The 16,428-nt window shown below is 67.0% G+C and carries 15 protein-coding genes; 11 read left to right on the forward strand and 4 right to left on the reverse strand.

Features of this window, described 5'->3' with window-relative positions:
• Window positions 1-9 precede the first annotated feature (9 nt).
• From ACNA0R_RS13845 to ACNA0R_RS13870, 6 genes are all read left to right on the forward strand, one after another.
• On the forward strand, window positions 10-2,739 hold the full coding sequence (locus tag ACNA0R_RS13845; protein ID WP_415826585.1) for a non-ribosomal peptide synthetase: 2,730 nt from the start codon (window positions 10-12) through the stop codon (window positions 2,737-2,739).
• A gap of 121 nt (window positions 2,740-2,860) precedes the next feature.
• The gene (locus ACNA0R_RS13850; protein ID WP_415826586.1) at window positions 2,861-4,009 is read left to right on the forward strand and encodes an MFS transporter; all 1,149 of its coding nucleotides are present in this window, start codon (window positions 2,861-2,863) and stop codon (window positions 4,007-4,009) included.
• Window positions 4,010-4,021: 12 nt separating this feature from the next.
• Window positions 4,022-5,470 carry an amidase family protein gene (locus tag ACNA0R_RS13855; RefSeq protein WP_415826587.1) on the forward strand — a complete coding sequence of 483 codons (1,449 nt, stop codon included), beginning with the start codon at window positions 4,022-4,024 and terminating at the stop codon, window positions 5,468-5,470.
• A gap of 85 nt (window positions 5,471-5,555) precedes the next feature.
• Window positions 5,556-7,154 carry an argininosuccinate lyase gene (locus ACNA0R_RS13860; RefSeq protein WP_415826588.1) on the forward strand — a complete coding sequence of 533 codons (1,599 nt, stop codon included), beginning with the start codon at window positions 5,556-5,558 and terminating at the stop codon, window positions 7,152-7,154.
• A gap of 234 nt (window positions 7,155-7,388) precedes the next feature.
• Entirely contained in the window at window positions 7,389-10,919 is a 3,531-nt protein-coding gene (locus ACNA0R_RS13865; RefSeq protein WP_415826589.1) for a hypothetical protein, read from the forward strand.
• Window positions 10,920-10,969: 50 nt separating this feature from the next.
• Entirely contained in the window at window positions 10,970-12,112 is a 1,143-nt protein-coding gene (locus tag ACNA0R_RS13870; protein ID WP_415826590.1) for a winged helix-turn-helix domain-containing protein, read from the forward strand.
• A gap of 10 nt (window positions 12,113-12,122) precedes the next feature.
• Here ACNA0R_RS13870 and ACNA0R_RS13875 read toward each other — a convergent pair whose 3' ends face one another.
• Both ACNA0R_RS13875 and ACNA0R_RS13880 read right to left on the reverse strand, forming a co-directional pair.
• On the reverse strand, window positions 12,123-12,389 hold the full coding sequence (locus tag ACNA0R_RS13875; protein WP_415826591.1) for a hypothetical protein: 267 nt from the start codon (window positions 12,387-12,389) through the stop codon (window positions 12,123-12,125).
• Window positions 12,390-12,488: 99 nt separating this feature from the next.
• Complete coding sequence (locus tag ACNA0R_RS13880; RefSeq protein WP_415826592.1) at window positions 12,489-12,656, reverse strand: hypothetical protein; 168 nt, start codon at window positions 12,654-12,656, stop codon at window positions 12,489-12,491.
• Between ACNA0R_RS13880 and ACNA0R_RS13885 the strand changes: the two genes are divergently transcribed.
• The 4 genes from ACNA0R_RS13885 to ACNA0R_RS13900 all read left to right on the forward strand — a co-directional run bounded on the left by ACNA0R_RS13885 (window position 12,646) and on the right by ACNA0R_RS13900 (window position 14,427).
• Window positions 12,646-12,909 (forward strand): hypothetical protein, encoded by a 264-nt coding sequence (locus ACNA0R_RS13885; protein WP_415826593.1) that lies wholly within the window; start codon window positions 12,646-12,648, stop codon window positions 12,907-12,909. The two genes, ACNA0R_RS13880 and ACNA0R_RS13885, sit on opposite strands and share 11 nt — an antisense overlap.
• A 218-nt stretch (window positions 12,910-13,127) precedes the next feature.
• A complete protein-coding gene (locus ACNA0R_RS13890; protein ID WP_415826594.1) occupies window positions 13,128-13,403 on the forward strand; it encodes a hypothetical protein in 276 nt (91 codons plus the stop codon).
• A gap of 131 nt (window positions 13,404-13,534) precedes the next feature.
• Complete coding sequence (locus ACNA0R_RS13895) at window positions 13,535-14,140, forward strand: YbhB/YbcL family Raf kinase inhibitor-like protein (RefSeq protein WP_415826595.1); 606 nt, start codon at window positions 13,535-13,537, stop codon at window positions 14,138-14,140.
• 50 nt (window positions 14,141-14,190) lie between these two features.
• A complete protein-coding gene (locus ACNA0R_RS13900) occupies window positions 14,191-14,427 on the forward strand; it encodes a hypothetical protein (RefSeq protein WP_415826596.1) in 237 nt (78 codons plus the stop codon).
• 26 nt (window positions 14,428-14,453) lie between these two features.
• Here ACNA0R_RS13900 and ACNA0R_RS13905 read toward each other — a convergent pair whose 3' ends face one another.
• Both ACNA0R_RS13905 and ACNA0R_RS13910 read right to left on the reverse strand, forming a co-directional pair.
• The gene (locus ACNA0R_RS13905; RefSeq protein WP_415826597.1) at window positions 14,454-15,101 is read right to left on the reverse strand and encodes a hypothetical protein; all 648 of its coding nucleotides are present in this window, start codon (window positions 15,099-15,101) and stop codon (window positions 14,454-14,456) included.
• An 87-nt stretch (window positions 15,102-15,188) separates the two neighbouring features.
• Window positions 15,189-15,746 carry a LuxR C-terminal-related transcriptional regulator gene (locus ACNA0R_RS13910; protein WP_415826598.1) on the reverse strand — a complete coding sequence of 186 codons (558 nt, stop codon included), beginning with the start codon at window positions 15,744-15,746 and terminating at the stop codon, window positions 15,189-15,191.
• A 155-nt stretch (window positions 15,747-15,901) separates the two neighbouring features.
• Between ACNA0R_RS13910 and ACNA0R_RS13915 the strand changes: the two genes are divergently transcribed.
• Window positions 15,902-16,339, forward strand: coding sequence for a cupin domain-containing protein (locus tag ACNA0R_RS13915; RefSeq protein ID WP_415826599.1), 438 nt, complete (start codon window positions 15,902-15,904; stop codon window positions 16,337-16,339).
• Window positions 16,340-16,428 lie beyond the last annotated feature (89 nt).

Below are 16,428 nucleotides of genomic sequence, written 5' to 3' on the forward strand. Positions count from 1 at the left end.
GGAGGCCACATGCGCACGCCTTTCCCTCTCGATCATTTCGATCTCGTTTCCCGGGCCATGCCCGCGCATTCCGCCATCCGCCATGGCGGCCACGACTGCAGCTACGCGGAACTGCGCTCCGTCTCGGAGCGCGTGGCAGCCCGCCTGCGCGCCCAGGGCGCGGGACCCGGCGCCGTGATCGGCATCGCCCTGGACCGCTCGGTCGAATGGGTCGCGGCGATGCTGGGTATCCTGAAATGCGGCGCGGCCTATCTGCCGCTGGATCCGGCATATCCAAGGGATCGGCTTGCGCTGTTCATCGCGGACAGCGGGGCGCGCTACGTCATCAGCGACGCGGCGAACCGCCACATCAGTCCGGACAATGCTTTGCTGATCGAACAGTTGACGGCATCCGACCTCCCAGTCGGCGACGGCGGCCAGCCCGTTGACGCGCCGGGCGTCGCGGCGCCGGGCGGCGACACGCCGGGCGTCGACACGACGGGCGTCGAAAAGCCACGCGCGGCCGACGACGCGGATCCCGCGTACGTGCTGTACACCTCCGGATCGACGGGCCGACCCAAGGGGGTCGTGGTATCCCGCGGCGCCCTCGCCTACCAGATGCAATGGTTCGTGCGCGAGTTCGCATGCCGCCAGGACGACGTTTTCCTGCAGAAAACCTCGACGGCTTTCGATGCATCGGTGTGGGAATACCTGGCGCCTCTGATGGTCGGCGCCACCATGGTGATCGCCGACAATAACCCCACCGCCATCGCGCAGGCGACGCGGCAGCATCGCGTCACCCTGCTGCAGGTCGTGCCGGCCATGCTGCAGGTCCTGGCCGAGCCGGCGGCGCTGCGCGATCTGGCCAGTCTGCGATTGCTGCTCTGTGGCGGCGAGCCCCTGCCGCGCCGGCTGGTCACGCAAGTCCAGGCGCATCTGCCCATTCCGATCGTCAATCTGTACGGACCGACGGAAGCCACGGTGCAGTGCGCCTTCCATCTTTGCCAACCTGGTGACGGCGATACGCGCGACCCGGTTCCCCTGGGACGGCCGCTGCCCGGCACCACGTTCCACATCGAGCGCGACACACCGGACGGCTCCGGTGAATTGACCGTGGACGGGCCGGGCGTCGCCACCGGCTATCACGGCCAGCCCGCCCTGACGGCGGACCGCTTCGGCATATCGCGTCAAGGCGGACGTACCTACCGAACCGGCGACGTGGTGGCGCTCGACCGCCATGGCGACTATGTCTTTCTGGGGCGCACCGACAACCAGGTCAAGCTGCGCGGACTGCGCATAGAACTGGAGGAAATCGAATCCGCGGTCGCGCGCTGCGCGCCGGCGCTGCGCGGCGCCATGGCCATCGTCAACGATGCCCAGCAGATCGAAGTATTCGTCGAAGCCGGCATGCACGATTGGAACGAGGCCGGCGTCCGTGCGGCCATGGCCGCGGCGTTGCCGGCCTACATGCAGCCGGCGATCTATACGCGGTTGGAGCGCCTGCCGCTGCTGCCCAATGGCAAGCGTGACCGTGCCGCCTTGCGCGTGTTGAGCACGCAGCGCGCGGCGGCCGCGCAGAGGCCGGAAGCAGAGCGGCCGTCGCCCCCGACGGCCACCGCGCGGCATGCCCGCGCGACGCATGATGTCGCACCGCGCGATGCCGCGCCGCATGATCCGGCGCCACACAATGCCGCACCGCGCGATGCCGCCTCGTCGGAGGTGGCCGTCCGTGTACGGGCCGCATGGTCCCGGATACTGCCGCACAGCACCGCGGACGACAGTCATTTCTTCCGCGCCGGCGGCCATTCGCTGCTGGCCATGCAGCTGGTCGCCGCCCTGAACCAGGATTTCGGCCTGCAGCTTTCGGCCAGCGCCCTGTTCGCCCAACCCACGCTGGGCGCCTTGACCCGCATGATCGAAGCCACCCGCGACGCCAACTCGCGCCGGCTGCCGACCGGGTTCGCCAAACTGGGCGGTCCGTCCGGAGCGCCCAAAGTGTGGTTCGTCCATCCGGCGGGCGGCGGCATCTGGTGCTATCGCGACATCGCGGAATCCGCCAAAGGCATGGAGTCCTATGGCATCGCCTGCGAACCGCTGAATGCGGATGGCTTGTATGAAACCGACCTGCGGCGCATGGCGCGGCGCTATGCAGATCAGGTCCTGGCGCAGGACCCGGACAATCCGCCGATACTGTGCGGCTACAGCTTCGGCGGCAACGTCGCCTACGAAATGGCGGTACATCTGCAGTCGCAGGGCGTCGAGCCGCCGCTGCTGGTCCTGCTGGACACTTACATCAGCCAGCCCAGTGGCGAAGGCACGCAGGACTTCATCGCCAGCTACGCGCGCAAACTGGTGGATGGCGGCGCCCAGGCACCGTCCAGGAGCGAACTGGCCGCGATGCCGGAAAACGAACGCAACCTGATGCTCTTGGCCATGGGCATACGGGGTGGACACTTGCCCGCGGATGCCACGCTGCGCGACGTGGAGCAAGGGCTGGCGATATGGATCGCCAACAACCACGCGGCCGGCACCCATGCGCCGCGCGATGCCTTCGAAGGCCAGGCGCTATTCGTCCGCGGCACCGGCAACGCGCGCGACAGCCTGCAGGGATGGCCGCCGCTGTTGAAATGGCTGCACGTGCAGGACGTGCCCGCCGATCACTACTCGATATACCGGCAGCCCGTCGCCGGATATATCGCCTCCTTGATCGAAGCCGCGATCCAGCGCTCCTTGCAAGGGAAGACCCATGCCGTGGCGTAGCGGGGCGGCGGCCAGGCGCGGCCAGGCCACGGATGACCCGGCCGACCGCGGCCGGAGCGAACGCGACCCAGCCGGGCGCGACCCGGCCGGATGCGGCCCCGCCCCACGCCACCTGCCCCTGATGATCGCCCTAACGTCCGTGTGCGGCTTCGTCGCCACGGACATTTTTTTGCCCGCCGTACCGGCGCTGTCGCGCGTGTATCAACGCGACGCCACGGAAATCCAGGCCATGTTCAGCGTGTTCCTGTATGCCCTGGCGGCCAGCCACCTGATCCACGGTCCGCTATCGGACGCGTTCGGCCGGCGCATTCCCTTGCTGACGTCGCTGGCCGCCTACGCCGCCGCGTCGCTGGCCATTCCCTACACCGACCGCTACGACGTCGTACTGGCGTGGCGCGTCGTGCAGGCGATCGGCGCCTGCGGGGCCATCGTCGTCGGCCGCGCCGTCGCGGCCGACTTTCATCGCGGCGAAAGCCTGAGGAACTTCTTCCTGAGCATCTCCATCGTCGTCGGCATGTCGCCCGCGCTGGCGCCCGTGCTGGGGCAACAGCTGTACGCGGCGCTGGGCTGGCGGTCGTGTTTCCTTTTCACCGCCGCGTTCGGCGTGCTGCTGGCTCTGCTGGTCTATGCGAGGCTGCCGGAAAGCCTCGCGGTGCGCGCGCCGCGCGGGAGCTGGGCGCGCCGGACCTGGGGCGCCTATGGCGTGGTGCTGCGTTCGCCGGACTTCCGCTTCAACACCGCCATCATCGCGGTATCGCAGGGCGCTTATTTCGCTTACCTGTCGGAGTCGGCTTTCCTGCTGCTCGACCAGGGCCTGGCCCCGGGCGCGCTCGGCTATACCTACATCAGCCTTTCCGTCGCCTACGTGGCCGGCAATAGCGTCGCGCGCGCGTTGGCGCCGCGCGTCGGCGGCCAGGCGCTGTACCGCCACGGCTGCCGCCTGTTCCTATGCGCCGGGCTCGCCTTGGGCGCTGGCCTGTCGCTGTTGCCCGCATCAACCATCCTGTTGCTGGCCGGCATATCCGCGCTGACCTTCGCCAACGGCTTCCTGCTGCCCATCGGCACCGCCGCGGCGATAGGCGCGGTGCCGGGGCACTCCGCCAGCGCTTCGGGGCTGGCGGGCTTTCTGCAGCTTTCCTGCGCGGCGCTCGCGGCGCAGACGATAGGCCCCCTGACGGCGCATCGGCCGGCCGCGTTCGGACTTGTCATGCTCGGTTTCGGCGTGGCGAATTTCGCGCTTTATCTCGTGCTTCGCCAGCGCCAGCGTTGAAGGAGAAACACCGTGCTATTACCCTTCCGTGCCGCGGCGCTGCCCGCGGACGTCGCCGATTTCACGCTCACACAGGCTATTGCCGCCCTGCGTCGCCGTGCCATACGCGTCCATGAGCTGCTCGACGCCACCCGGGCGCGCCATGCGCGCTGCAGCCATTTCGGCGCATTCATCTCGTCCGCCTATGAAAGCCCGGTGGATCAGGCCGCGCAATGCGCCAAGACGGCCCACGCGCTGGCGCCGATGTCCTTGCAGGGCGTGCCCATCGCGGTCAAGGACAATGTGCACGTCGCCGGCTTTTCGAACACGGCCGGCACGCCCGCCCTGTCAGGCTTCCGGCCCGCGCGCGACGCCACGGTCATCCGGCGCCTGCGCGAAGCAGGCGCCTTCTTCGTCGGCAAGACCAACATGCACGAGCTGTCGCTGGGCGTAACGTCGCACAACGCGTATTTCGGCGACGTGCGCAACGCCCGCGATCCGGCGCGGCTGGCCGGCGGCTCCAGCGGCGGCAGCGCGGTGGCGGTGGCCCTGGGCCTGGCTTACGGCGCGATCGGCACCGATACCGCGGGCTCGATCCGTATCCCGGCGGCGCTGAACGGCATCGTGGGCCTGCGCCCCACGGTAGGCCGGTATCCCGGCGACGGCATAGCCCCCGTCAGCCCGACGCGCGACACCCCGGGCCCGATGGCCAGGACGGTGGCCGACGTGGCCTTGCTGGACCAGGTCATCACCGGCACGCAACGGCCGGCCATGGCAGCGCGGCCGGAATGCATACGCCTGGGCATGGCGCCGCGCTTTTTTTTCGAAGGACTGGATGCACAGGTGCATGAACTCATGCAGCACGCATTGCGGCGCCTGGAAGACAGCGGCGTGTGTCTGATCGAACTGCGCATGCCGGAGCTGGGCCAGCTGAGCGATACCACGGGCACCGCCATCGGCTTCGCCGAATTCTGGCCGGCCATGGAGCGCTATCTGCGCACCCATGGAACCGGGCTGTCCATGGAGGATCTGGCCCGCCACACGGCGGGCGACGATGTACGCGCCCTGATCGAAAACTTCATCGCGCCGTCCTCGCCGCACCGCGTGTCGCCCGACCTGTACGAGGCGGCCATTCGCACGCACCGGCCGGCCCTGCGCCGCCTGTTCCTGGAGCAGTTCTGCCAACACAAGCTGGACGGCATCATCCTGCCGACCACCATCACCGTCGCCGGACAGCTCGGAGCGATGGCGGGCATCGTTGCGCTGAACGACCAGCCGATATCGGCCAACTATGCCTATCTGCGCAATACCCTGCCGGCCAGCAACGCCGGCTTGCCGGGCCTGACCCTGCCGGCGGGCTATACGGAACAGGGCCAGGCCGTCGGCATCGAAATCGACGGCCCGCCGCACGGCGATCGGCGGCTGCTGGAGATCGGCTTGACGCTGGAAGCCATACTCTCCGTCGCCGCGCGACGCCCTTAGCCGGGTCCTTGGCGACGCTCGCGGCCAGCCTGCCGACAGGCCGACTTCTATAGAATTGAGCCCCCAATCACAAGAAGAGGGCATCATGAGACAAACCGCCGCACGACGCTTCGCTCCCACCTGTCTCTTCGTCGCACTTGCCTGCTGCACCACCCTGGCCACGGCGCAACCCGCGCCCGCGGAAACCCCTGGCACGCCTGCCGCGCCGGCGCAGGCCGCCGTCGCGAAGCGCGCGGCCAAGGCGCCCGGCCGCGACGAGTTCTTCTGGCTGGGGGAGATCAATAAAGCCACCGCGGTCATCAATACCGACGAAGGCCTGCTCGATAAATCCATGGCGCCGCGCCTGGCCGCCGCCGTCGCCAAGGTCATCCAGGATGGCGATCAGCCAGGCGGCAAGCGGCCGTCGACCGTCATCACCTTCGAACCCCTGTTGATCAAGGCAGGCGGCCTGGACGTCACGCTGCTGCACGCGGGACGTTCCAGCCAGGACATGCACGCGACCTATCGCGCGGCCATCCTGCGCGACAAACTGCTGGAACTGGCCGATCAATTGAACGCGACGTCGACCACGCTGGTGAACCTGGCGGCCAAGCACGTCGACACCATCGTTCCCAACTACACCAACGGCGTGGCGGCGCAGCCCAACAGCTATGGCCACTATCTGCTGGGCCATGCGGCGGGCCTGGATCGCGACGCCCAACGCATCCGCGAGACCTACGCGCGCGTGGACCGCTCGCCCATGGGCACCACGGTGCTGAACGGCACCAGCTGGCCGCTGGACCGCAAGCGCATGGCCGACTATCTGGGTTTCAGCCAGTTGGTCGACAACGCTTATGACGCCTCGCAGATTTCCTCGATGGACGAGCCGGTGGAAGTTTCCTCCATCGTCACCAGCATCGCGCTGCATACGAGCAACTTCATCGAAGACGTCATGACGCAGTACGCGGAATCGCGGCCCTGGATCCTGTTGCAGGAAGGCGGCGGCAATACCTACGTGTCCAGCGCGATGCCGCAGAAGCGCAACCCGGGCCTGCTGAACTCCACGCGCAGCGATGCGTCGACAGCCATCACGCTGGCGATGGGTCCCATCATCCAGACCCACAACATCACGCCGGGCATGCCCGACCCCAAGGATGTCGAACAGAACTCGGCCATGGTGGATAGCGCCATCAAGGCGCTGAAAAAATGGGATCGCGTGCTCAAGGCATTGGTGATCAGCCCGGATCGCGCGCTGGAAGAACTGAACAGCGACTGGACGGCATCGCAGGAACTGGCCGACCTGCTGATGCGCAAGTACAAGCTGCCGTTCCGCGAGGGCCATCATTTCGCCTCCGACGTCGTAGAGTACGCGCGCCAGAACAATATCAAGCCGCTGGACTTCAAGTACGCGGATGCCCAACGCATTTATGCCGAGGTGGTCAAGGGCAGCAAGTATCCGCAGGAGCTGCCCATGACGGAGGCGGAATTCCGCGCGTCGCTCGACCCCGTGGCCATCGTCAAGAGCCGCGCGACTTCGGGCGGGCCGCAGCCGGCGGAAATGGAGCGCATGCTGAAAGAAGCCCGCGCGAAGCTATCGGCCCAGGCCGACTGGATCAAGCAGCGGCGCGCGCACATCGACGATGCGCTGGGGCGGCTGGACAAGGACTTCAACCAGTTGGTGGCCAGCGCTCCGCCGGCCAAGTAACTTCGCCGCGGCGTTGCATCGATCCATGAACCGCGCAGCCATGCGCGGTTTTTCGTTTGGGCCGCCCCACCCCGAAAAAGCCCCCTTGGGCGGTCTGAAAAAAGCCGGTCCACGTGGGAATCGATACCGCGGAACCTTCTCTCGACCGCTTTTACCAACCCGCTCCTTGCGCCGCACCGTACGGTTTTTCGCCGCCGGTGGGGCGCATTTTCTTTATCTCGCGGAGATTCAAGCATGAGCGTGTTCGTCATCGCCCCAAATGTGCACGGCGTCGCCAGGATGTTTTTCGATGGAACGTCGCCGGCGCGCGGCAGTGCCGGCGACGCCATGGAGGCGGCGGACGCCAATAGCGTGGCAAGGACGATGGCGCGCGTCGCTGCGCGACATTCGGAAACCCCTCACATGCAGACCCACTCCGTGGACGTCCCCGACGCGGACATACCCGAACTCGGCATTGCAGACATCATGACCTGGGGCCTGCTGCTGGCGCGGATGGACACGTCCAGCGCCACCCAGGCCCAGTCCAATCCTGAAGGCACGATCGACAGGACCAGCCGCCGCTGGATGACCTTGAAGGTCGGCGAGGCAGTCGCCCGATCGCTGGACGTTCCGTCGCATGACCACACGCCGGAAGAACTGGCGGCCCTGGGGGAACAGGCGCTGATCGAAGGCCTGGCGTCGGGCACGGGCCTGGACGTATCGCTGCTGGTCGTCGCCGCGCACGCCGCGGGCTTCATCGAGGACGCCGACCTGGCGAATACGGACCCCGAAAAATTGGCCGACCGGCTCCATGCCTTTATCCGCGCGGAGTTCGCGCAGGAAATCGCCTTCTATGAAGCATTGGGCAAGCTTGCCGCCCTGGAGGTCCCGACCCGCATGGGGACAGCCCATGCGCTGTTGAAGGCAGCGGGCTTGAATCCGGATCATCCGCGCATCGAACACATACACTTCCCCGGCCTCGCGATCGTACCGACGCCGGCCCTGACGAACGACGAGCCCTCGACGCCCACACTACGCTATTTCCATGCCGACACGCTCGCGGACACGAACCCCGCAAGATTGTTGACCGACGCGAATACGCGGCCCACGCCGGAGCAGATGCGGGAGATCGCGGGCAGGCTGCCGGCATCGCTGGACGCGGAGTTCAACAAGCGCTTCGACGACTATCAACGCGACGCCGCGACGCAGATGGCGATCCTGACTCGCTGCCGCCTGCTCCTGCACGCCAGGGAAAACGGCATCGATCTGTCGTCTGCCGCGGTATCCGTCGCGCGCCCCGTGCTGGAAAGCGCGCTACCGGGCGTCCTGCCCATGCGCGGCGGGGTCGTGCAGTATGTACGCAAGCCGACGACGACCATCCAGGCGCAAGGGTTCATCTACACGGTCCGTCCGGATGCCATGGGCGCAACGCCACGGCGGTTCTTCGTGTCGTCGCAAAGCTCATTGGCTCGCGAACTTCCGGCCGGCATTTCGATCGACGCATGGGTGGACGCAAACCGCGGGCTGGTCTTCGGCGAAGACGCCTTGGCACGGGTTTTCCAGCCTCCCTATCGCAGCGGGGTAGCGATACGGGAGATGGCCGAAGGCAAAGCCTCCAGCCTGGAGCTCACCCTGGCGGCGTGGTTCCGCACCGAAATCGAAACACTGCGCCCCGCCGCGCGCGGCAAGAACTCGCACGATCAGATGATGGAATTCCTGCGCAGCCTGATTCCCTCCCGTCCCACCATCGACGCCGCGCGGCGCGGCGACGTGGAAGCCGCCATCGTCACCAGCGGCCTCGAAGTGCTGTCCTTGATTTCGACGCTGTGGCTGGGCGCCGGCCTGGCGGGCCTGGGCGTGAAGCTAGGCAGGCAAGGCCTGCTGACACTCGCCACGGCGCTGAAGTCCCCCCAGCTGGCGATGACCGTCACGATGCTGGGCTCGCGCATGGCGGGCAGGGCCGGCTTGCACGGACTCACGCGTTCCGCGCCCCTGCTGCAAGCGCTTCGCCAGAAAGCCGCGCGAGGCATCGTCAAAGGCTGGGCGCGCATCCTGTCGCTGGACCCCGAACGGCTGGCGGCACGCATGTACGCCTCGCACCCCGGAATGGCGAGCAGCCTCCACACCGCGTCACACAAGCTGCGCGGACCGATGATCGCGGATGGCCAGTGGCGTCTGCCGGGCCCGCGCACCAGACCCGCGACGGGACCGGTGGACGACGCCATCGAAGCCATTCCATCCGTCATCGCGCGTGACGAGGCCGGCGGCGCGCTACGGCTGCAGCAACTGGGCCGCGCCCGCGCCTACACCCAATACGATCCGGCCAACGGGCGGCGTATCGGCGCGGTGCTGCTGGCCGGCCCGGGCGATCTGCTTTATCGATCGTTGCCGGTCCATATCCTGCGACGCTATCGGGTCGGCACGCCGGACGTGGTGTCGCAATTGCAGGGACAGCGGGCGGGGGCGAACGGCGCCATCGTTCTGCAGGGCAGGACTTACGCGCGCATCGGCGACGACTATATCGAGGTCGTCGCCGATCTGGCCACATCGACCGACTCGCGCCCCATCTGGCATGCCGTGCCGCCGGAAACCGTGTCGCCGGACGTCATCGTCCACCGGCTGGCCTACGATCCGGACACGGCCCTGTGGCGACATGCCAGTATCCCGGTACTGGAGGGCGGCGGACGCGTGACGCGGATCATCCGGGGCGGCAGCACGGCATCGAGCGCCGCGTCATCCAGTGGCGTGTCATCGGGCGGTAGATCGTCAAGCGCCAGATCTTCGTTCGATACCTCGTCCATACCGGGCTCCGCGGCGGCGAGCGTATCGAGCGCCGCCTCGTCGGCCACCGCGTCTCCCGTCCCCCCCTCGCCCTTCAGTCCTTCCGCCGGCATTCCGCCCGGCAGGCTGCACCTGCGCCTGGAGCCTTTCACGCACGCCATCCGCGCGCGTTATCCGAACCTGCTTGGACACGCCAGGAAGAACTACTTCGTGCGAGGGCCGGATGGCCAGGTCCGCCGGCTTCCCAGCGGCTATTCTGGGGGCACGGTTACGCCGGAGCTGCTGGATGGAGAGCTCGTGCGCTCGCTGAGCCGCATCCCGGATTATTCGCATGCCGGCGCGCTGGACGAAATCCTGGCGGGCTATCGCTACGACGCCGCGACGGGGGCGGTGAGCTACACCGTGGGCGAACGCGCCGTTTCCTCCTACGACGCCGGCCGCGCCATCTACGCGCTGCGCGAGGGCCCGCAGTCCCAGTACATGATCCCCGCCACGGATCACCTGGGCGACGCGGAGGCCTGCGGCCAGATGCTACTGGCCGAAGGCAAAACGCCCGCGCAGGTACTGGAACAGCTGGACAGCTATCAGCGGCTGCGCGCAAACCCGCCACGCACGGGCGATCCCGCCCACGACACGATGCTGTTGCTGAGCGCCCAATTGAAAAGCGCCGCCGTCACGACCTATACCAACGGCGCCACCCACAAGGAAACCCTGCCGATGCTGCAACGTGCGCTGGAAGAGGGCGGCCCTGTCATTCTGTTGAGAAAAGGCGCCGCCGTCATACTCGACGCCATCGATGTCGGGGCGGAAGGCGCCTGGCTGACCATTCGCCACCCCGTCACCGCCAGCCAGGTACGGATCCGCGACCATAGGGAATTCTGGATGGGGGACGATCTCTCGGGCACGGTGACGCCGGCCACGCCGGACCTGGTGCTGAACGACATCCGGATCATGACGATCCCGCGCGCGAACCGCTTGCCGCAATCCCCGGGGAGCACACAATAGAATAGGAGGCCTGACCGCCGTCCAGTCCGTACGGCGACACCGGAGCCATCTTGAGCAAATCCTCCTACGCCGTGGCCCCCGCGCACGCGCGGGCGATCTGGCTGCGTGCCCAGTGCCTGGACCGGTCAACGCCCTTCGGCGCCGGGCCGCAAGCCACCCGCAAGGCCGTCGAACACCTGGGCTATGTACAGATCGACACGATCCATGTGATCGAGCGCAGCCATCATCACATTCTTTACAGCCGCATTCCGGCATACCAGCGCTCGGACCTGGAGCGCGCGCAGTCCCTGGACAAGACCGTGTTCGAGTACTGGACGCACGCGCTGTCCTACGTGCCGACGGCGCACTACCGCTATTTCATGCCGGCGATGGCGCGCTATCGCACGGCGCCGCCCGACGCCTTTACCACCGTGGCCGCGGAGGACTATGCCGCGCTCATCAAACGCATTCGCAAGGAAGGCGCCCTGTCGATCCGCGACATCGATGAAGAGCTGGTCGAAAAAACCCACCCCTGGGGTAGCCGCAAGCCATCGAAGCGCGCCCTGCGCCTGGGTTTCCTGACCGGAGACCTGACCATCAGCCGGCGCATAGGCATGCTCAAAACCTATGAACTGGCGCAGCGCCATTTCGCCTGGCCGCGGCGGCCGCGACCCGCCACGCAGGGGCAGTTCGCCGAATACCTGCTGGACCGCGCCATCCGCGCGCAGGGCATGGTAAGCCTGGACTCCATCTGCTACGGCAACCTGCCAATGAAAGCGCCGGTCGCCGAACGCATCGCCGCGCGCGTGCGCGGCAAGGGGCTGGTGCCGGTCCACATCGACGGCCATACGGTGCAGCATTGGGCGGACCCCGCGACGCTGGACACGCCGCCCGCCGCGGACGAACCTCCACGGGTGCATTTGCTGTCGCCATTCGACCCGCTGGTCATCCAGCGCAAGCGGCTGCACCTGTTCTTCGCTTATGAGCACCGCTTCGAAGCCTACGTACCGCCGGCCAAGCGCATAATGGGCTACTTTGCCCTGCCCGTACTGGCGGGCGACGAGATCGTCGCCGCGATCGATCTGAAGACGGACAGGCAGGCACGCAAGCTCCTCGTCAAGCAGTGGACCTGGCTGACGAAAAAACGGGCCGACATCAAGGTCGCGATCGAAGACGCCCTGGGGCCTTTCGAGCGCTTCCAGCTAGGCGGGTGACACGCCATCGTCAGTCTTTCAGCGCGTCGGCCAGCAGGGTGTTTACAAGGTCATTGACGCCGACGCCATCGGCCTGCGCCCTGGCGCGCAGGGCGTCGATCAGGGGCTGCTTGAGCTTGACGGGAAACGGCACCAGCCCCGCAGCCTGGTCCAGCTTGCGCTGCTCGCGCCTGTCCGGCACCGGCGCGGCGCCGGCATAGCGCCCGGGCGGCACGGCGGCGTTCAGCTTGCCCATCAGTTTCAGCCCTTTGTTCTTTTCAAGATCGGTTTTCTTCATATGGATTCCGGCGGTTGCAGCGCTCCGGACATGAGGCTCCGGGCGCCTATGCTTGTACCACGTCGCACACAAACGGGTCCTGGCGGCAGCGTGCCCCGCCTACCCTGCGCGGCCTTGCGAGAAATCAAGCGTGTCGATCTTAAACGGCCATTCGGCAGGGAATTCCAGGCCCGGCATGTCCACATAGGGCGCGTGGTCATACCCGCCCGGCTTGGCCACGCTTTTTTTTTGGCAATCCCTGCCGAATGGAGAAACGATGTCAAGCATTCAATCCTGTATCGCCCATCAACCGTGTGATGCCTCCGCCGATGCGGCCGGCACCGGCGGCCGCACACGCGGCGTCGCGGTTTCGTCCACCCACATCGCCGCCCTGGACATGGCCGCCATGCTCGAGGAAGTCGCGCGGCATCCGGAAGGCCTGAAAACCGGCGCCCGCGACGCCTACGGTCCCGTCCCGCTGTCGCGCGAGGAAACCACGGCGGCCCGGAGAAGCCACGCCGGGCCATCCACCCTGGGCTGAAGGCCCGATGCACGAACACACCGGCCCTGGCCGCCGCTTCGCGGCACATGGCGTGAAGCCGGCGCCCTGAGGTAAAGCGCCGCCCGCCCCAGCCGGGCAGTTTTTGCCACGGATGAGCTTCGTTTCACTGCGCAAGGGATACGCTGCCCTGCCCGTCTTAAGCATGGCGCTTGCATAGCGACCATGCGCCCGTCCGGCGCGACGACCCAGGAGCAGCCATGAGTTTCGATCCCGACGCGCGTGTCGACGGCGGCGACGTCCACTTCTCGATGCATTTTCCCGATGGCAAGCGCGCCGCCCGTATCACCGGCGGCGCGTTGGCCGAGTACTTCGGCGCGGACCGCGATGACCGCCGCATGCTGGAAGCCTATCGCGCCAACTTCCGCGCCATCCATGCCGTCGCGCAACAGCTGGGTGCGGCACAAGCCGGCGCTGTCATCGTCGACTCCGGCGCCCTGCGCGCCGCCGGGCATATTGCGCGGACACAACAATAGGTACGATGATTGCGCTGTGCGCGCCGTGGCGCCATATCGCGCGGCCACCCAACGTAGTGGGCGTATCCCACGACTATTGCAGCGGCGGAATAGTGAAACTGAACAGTCTTTCATTTCTGGACGGAGAGGCCATGCCGGACCGGTATGCCCTGCGCCGCAATGACGGTCCCACGACGCTGGTGCCGGCGGAAAACCTGAATCCGCATCTGGCCTGGGATGACGTCCCGGAGGGCACCGCATCGTTCGCCTTGCTTTGCGCGGACCTGGATGCGCCGACCGACACGTCCGGCATCAACAAGCCGGGTGTCGTCTTCGACGACGACAGCGAACGGGCGCTTTTCTATCATTGGGTGCTGGTCGACCTGCCGGCTGGCGTGCGCGACGTCGACGAAGGCGCGTTCGCGCCGCTGCAGGGCGGCGACCTGTCGCCGTCGAAGGCCGTGTCGCCCGGCAGGCTGGGCCACAACGATTACGCCGGCATGCCCGGCATGGAGGACGGCGCGGGCCTGTGCTACGGTGGCCCCGCGCCTCCCTGGAACGATGGCCGCCCGCATCGCTACCGCTTTACGGTATATGCCCTGTCCGTGCCGACGCTGGACCTGGCGGACGGCTTCAAGGCCGCCGACGTGCTGAAGGCCATGCAGGACGCGGTGCTGGCGGAATGTTCGCTGACAGCGGTCTATACCCTGAATACGTCGCTGTCCGCGACCCAGGTCGGCTCGCCGTCGGTCAGTTGATCGCGGACAGGCGGCGAACCCGATCGCAACCCCGAAAACAAGGTGTGGCCATGACGGAACCCGACTTCGCGCCGCGGGTGGCGGACGCCCGCATTCTGTCCGAACTCGTGCGCATCATCGCCCGGCAGCAGCAGGACCCGGAGACCTTCATCGCGCAGATCAAGGTGGATGTGCTGGGCTGGATGGATCAGCACGGCGGCGCATGGCCGCCCGCGGCGCGCGCCGCTTACGAGGACCGCGTGGACGACGTGCTCGGAACGGCGCAGAACCGTTCCGTGGGCGGCTGAGCGTGGCCGGCGCGGCTTCGACGGGTCTAGCCGAACCAGCAGGCGAACAGCGAGGGAAAGAAGCGCGCCGGCGGCCCGGCGTATTCCCGGGCAGGATGATAGGCAGCCCATACCCGCGCGCCGTCGCCCACCCACGGCGGTAGCGTGGGCGCGCCTTCCCGCCAGAACTGGATGGCCTGCTGTACGGCGGGGTTATGCCGGTTCCTATACACCCACCGCAGTTCGCAGCCGGTGTACGACTTCGCGTCCTTATCGCGCGGGTGGGATTTGCCGACCACCTGGGCCATATCGAGCTGGTCCAGCACGAAGTGGACCGATATTCGGGATTCGGCGGCCCAGGCCAGGCCCGCCTTGCACTTGCGCGCCACGGCTTGCACCGTGGCCTGCTTCGCGGACAAGGCTTTGCGGTACTTGGGATGCCGCTCGATGCTGGCCAGGAAGTCCGCCTGGTTGGGCGGCACGGCCTTCTTGAAATACTGCTGCTCCCAGCGCTCGGTGGCGATGGCCGCGTATTGGTCGATGCGGCTGAAGTTCGGTTCGCCGGTCTCGCCGACATAGTCCTGTGCATCGCGGAACTGCGGATAGTCGAATGCGTACCGGCTGCGTTGCCGCGCCAGGCCGTACACCAGGTCGCCTCGTTCGAAGCACTGTTTGAATGGCGGATGGAATGGCATGCGTGAGTTCTCCTTGGGCCGCGGACCATACGGCCGGGCGCCGTTCGCGGCAATACGGGATTTCCGAAAGCGCGATCCGCGCGCTTCCTAAGCCGCGGAAAAACTCATCAGCTTGTGGATCAGGCCGGCCGAGGTCTTGGCGGCGAACTTGGTCATGAGCCTGGCCCGGTACATCTCGACGGTACGCGGACTCAGGTTGAGTTGCCGGGCGATGACCTTGCTGGTCTTGCCTTCGGCGATAAGCGCGGCGATTTCGCGTTCGCGCGCGGTCAGCCCGGAGGCGACGGGGCGCTTCGCGCTCAGGTCTTCGAAAACCCAGATGACAGCCGCGTGGGGATTCTGGGATACCAGGGACCGGCCCGCGGTATGGCACCAGAACAGCTCGCCCTGGCGGCGCTTCATGATGCGTTCATCCGAGTAGGCGTCGGTGTCGCCCAGCAGACGCAGCAGGCGCCGGCCGGTGCGGGTGAACTCCGCGACCGACGGATAAAGCAATTCGAAGGACACGCCGTCCAGCGCGCCGGCGTCGTAGCCGAACATGTCTTCAAGCGCGGGGTTGGCGAACTGGATGACCCGGTTGCGAGACACGCACATGCCCACCGGCGCGCGCATCAGGACCTCTTTGTAGTCTATGTCGGGGTTCATCGCTCGATCTCCAGACCGGGAATGGGCCCGCGCCGCCGGCGGGGCCATCACATCTGCGCCAACGTAGTTTTACGGTATTGCCGCTGCCTTTGCCGGCTCCTACAGTGCCTTGGAGCATGATCGCTCGGGTCTTTTCTTCTTACTGGAGACAGGCAATGGAAAACCAAAAGGCAGGCGGGGATTTTCCTACATTTTTTTCGCACGTGCGGCCGGGGGATACGGAGTTTCGATCGGGCGGGCTACGCGATTTCTTCGTGTACCGGGATCTGGGAATCGCCAAGGCGACCAGCGGCAAGGTCATCGCCCAGCTGGTCAGGGCGAATGAAGCGCCCGAGGCCGGCACGGGATGGCATATCCACGGCGCCGAGTTCCATATCGTCTACATGCTGAAGGGATGGGCGCGCTTCATGTACGAAGACAGGGAAACGCTGGTCAGCGCGGGGGACTGTGTGCACCAGCGGCCCGGCATCCGCCACTTCCTGTTCGACTACTCGCCGGACATGGAGTATCTGGAGGTCGTCGGACCGGCGGACTTCACCAGCGTCCCGGTAACCGGTCCGTGCGAAGTGCCGCGGCCGGGCGCCTGGACCTGACGCGCCGCGCGGCCCAGGCAGCGGTGCCGCCGACCCATGGTCGCCCTGCCCCTATCGGCCGGGAGCTTCCGTCCCGGCCTGAAGCTCCC

Source organism: Bordetella sputigena (assembly GCF_965137885.1).
Classification (GTDB): domain Bacteria; phylum Pseudomonadota; class Gammaproteobacteria; order Burkholderiales; family Burkholderiaceae_B; genus Bordetella_C; species Bordetella_C sputigena.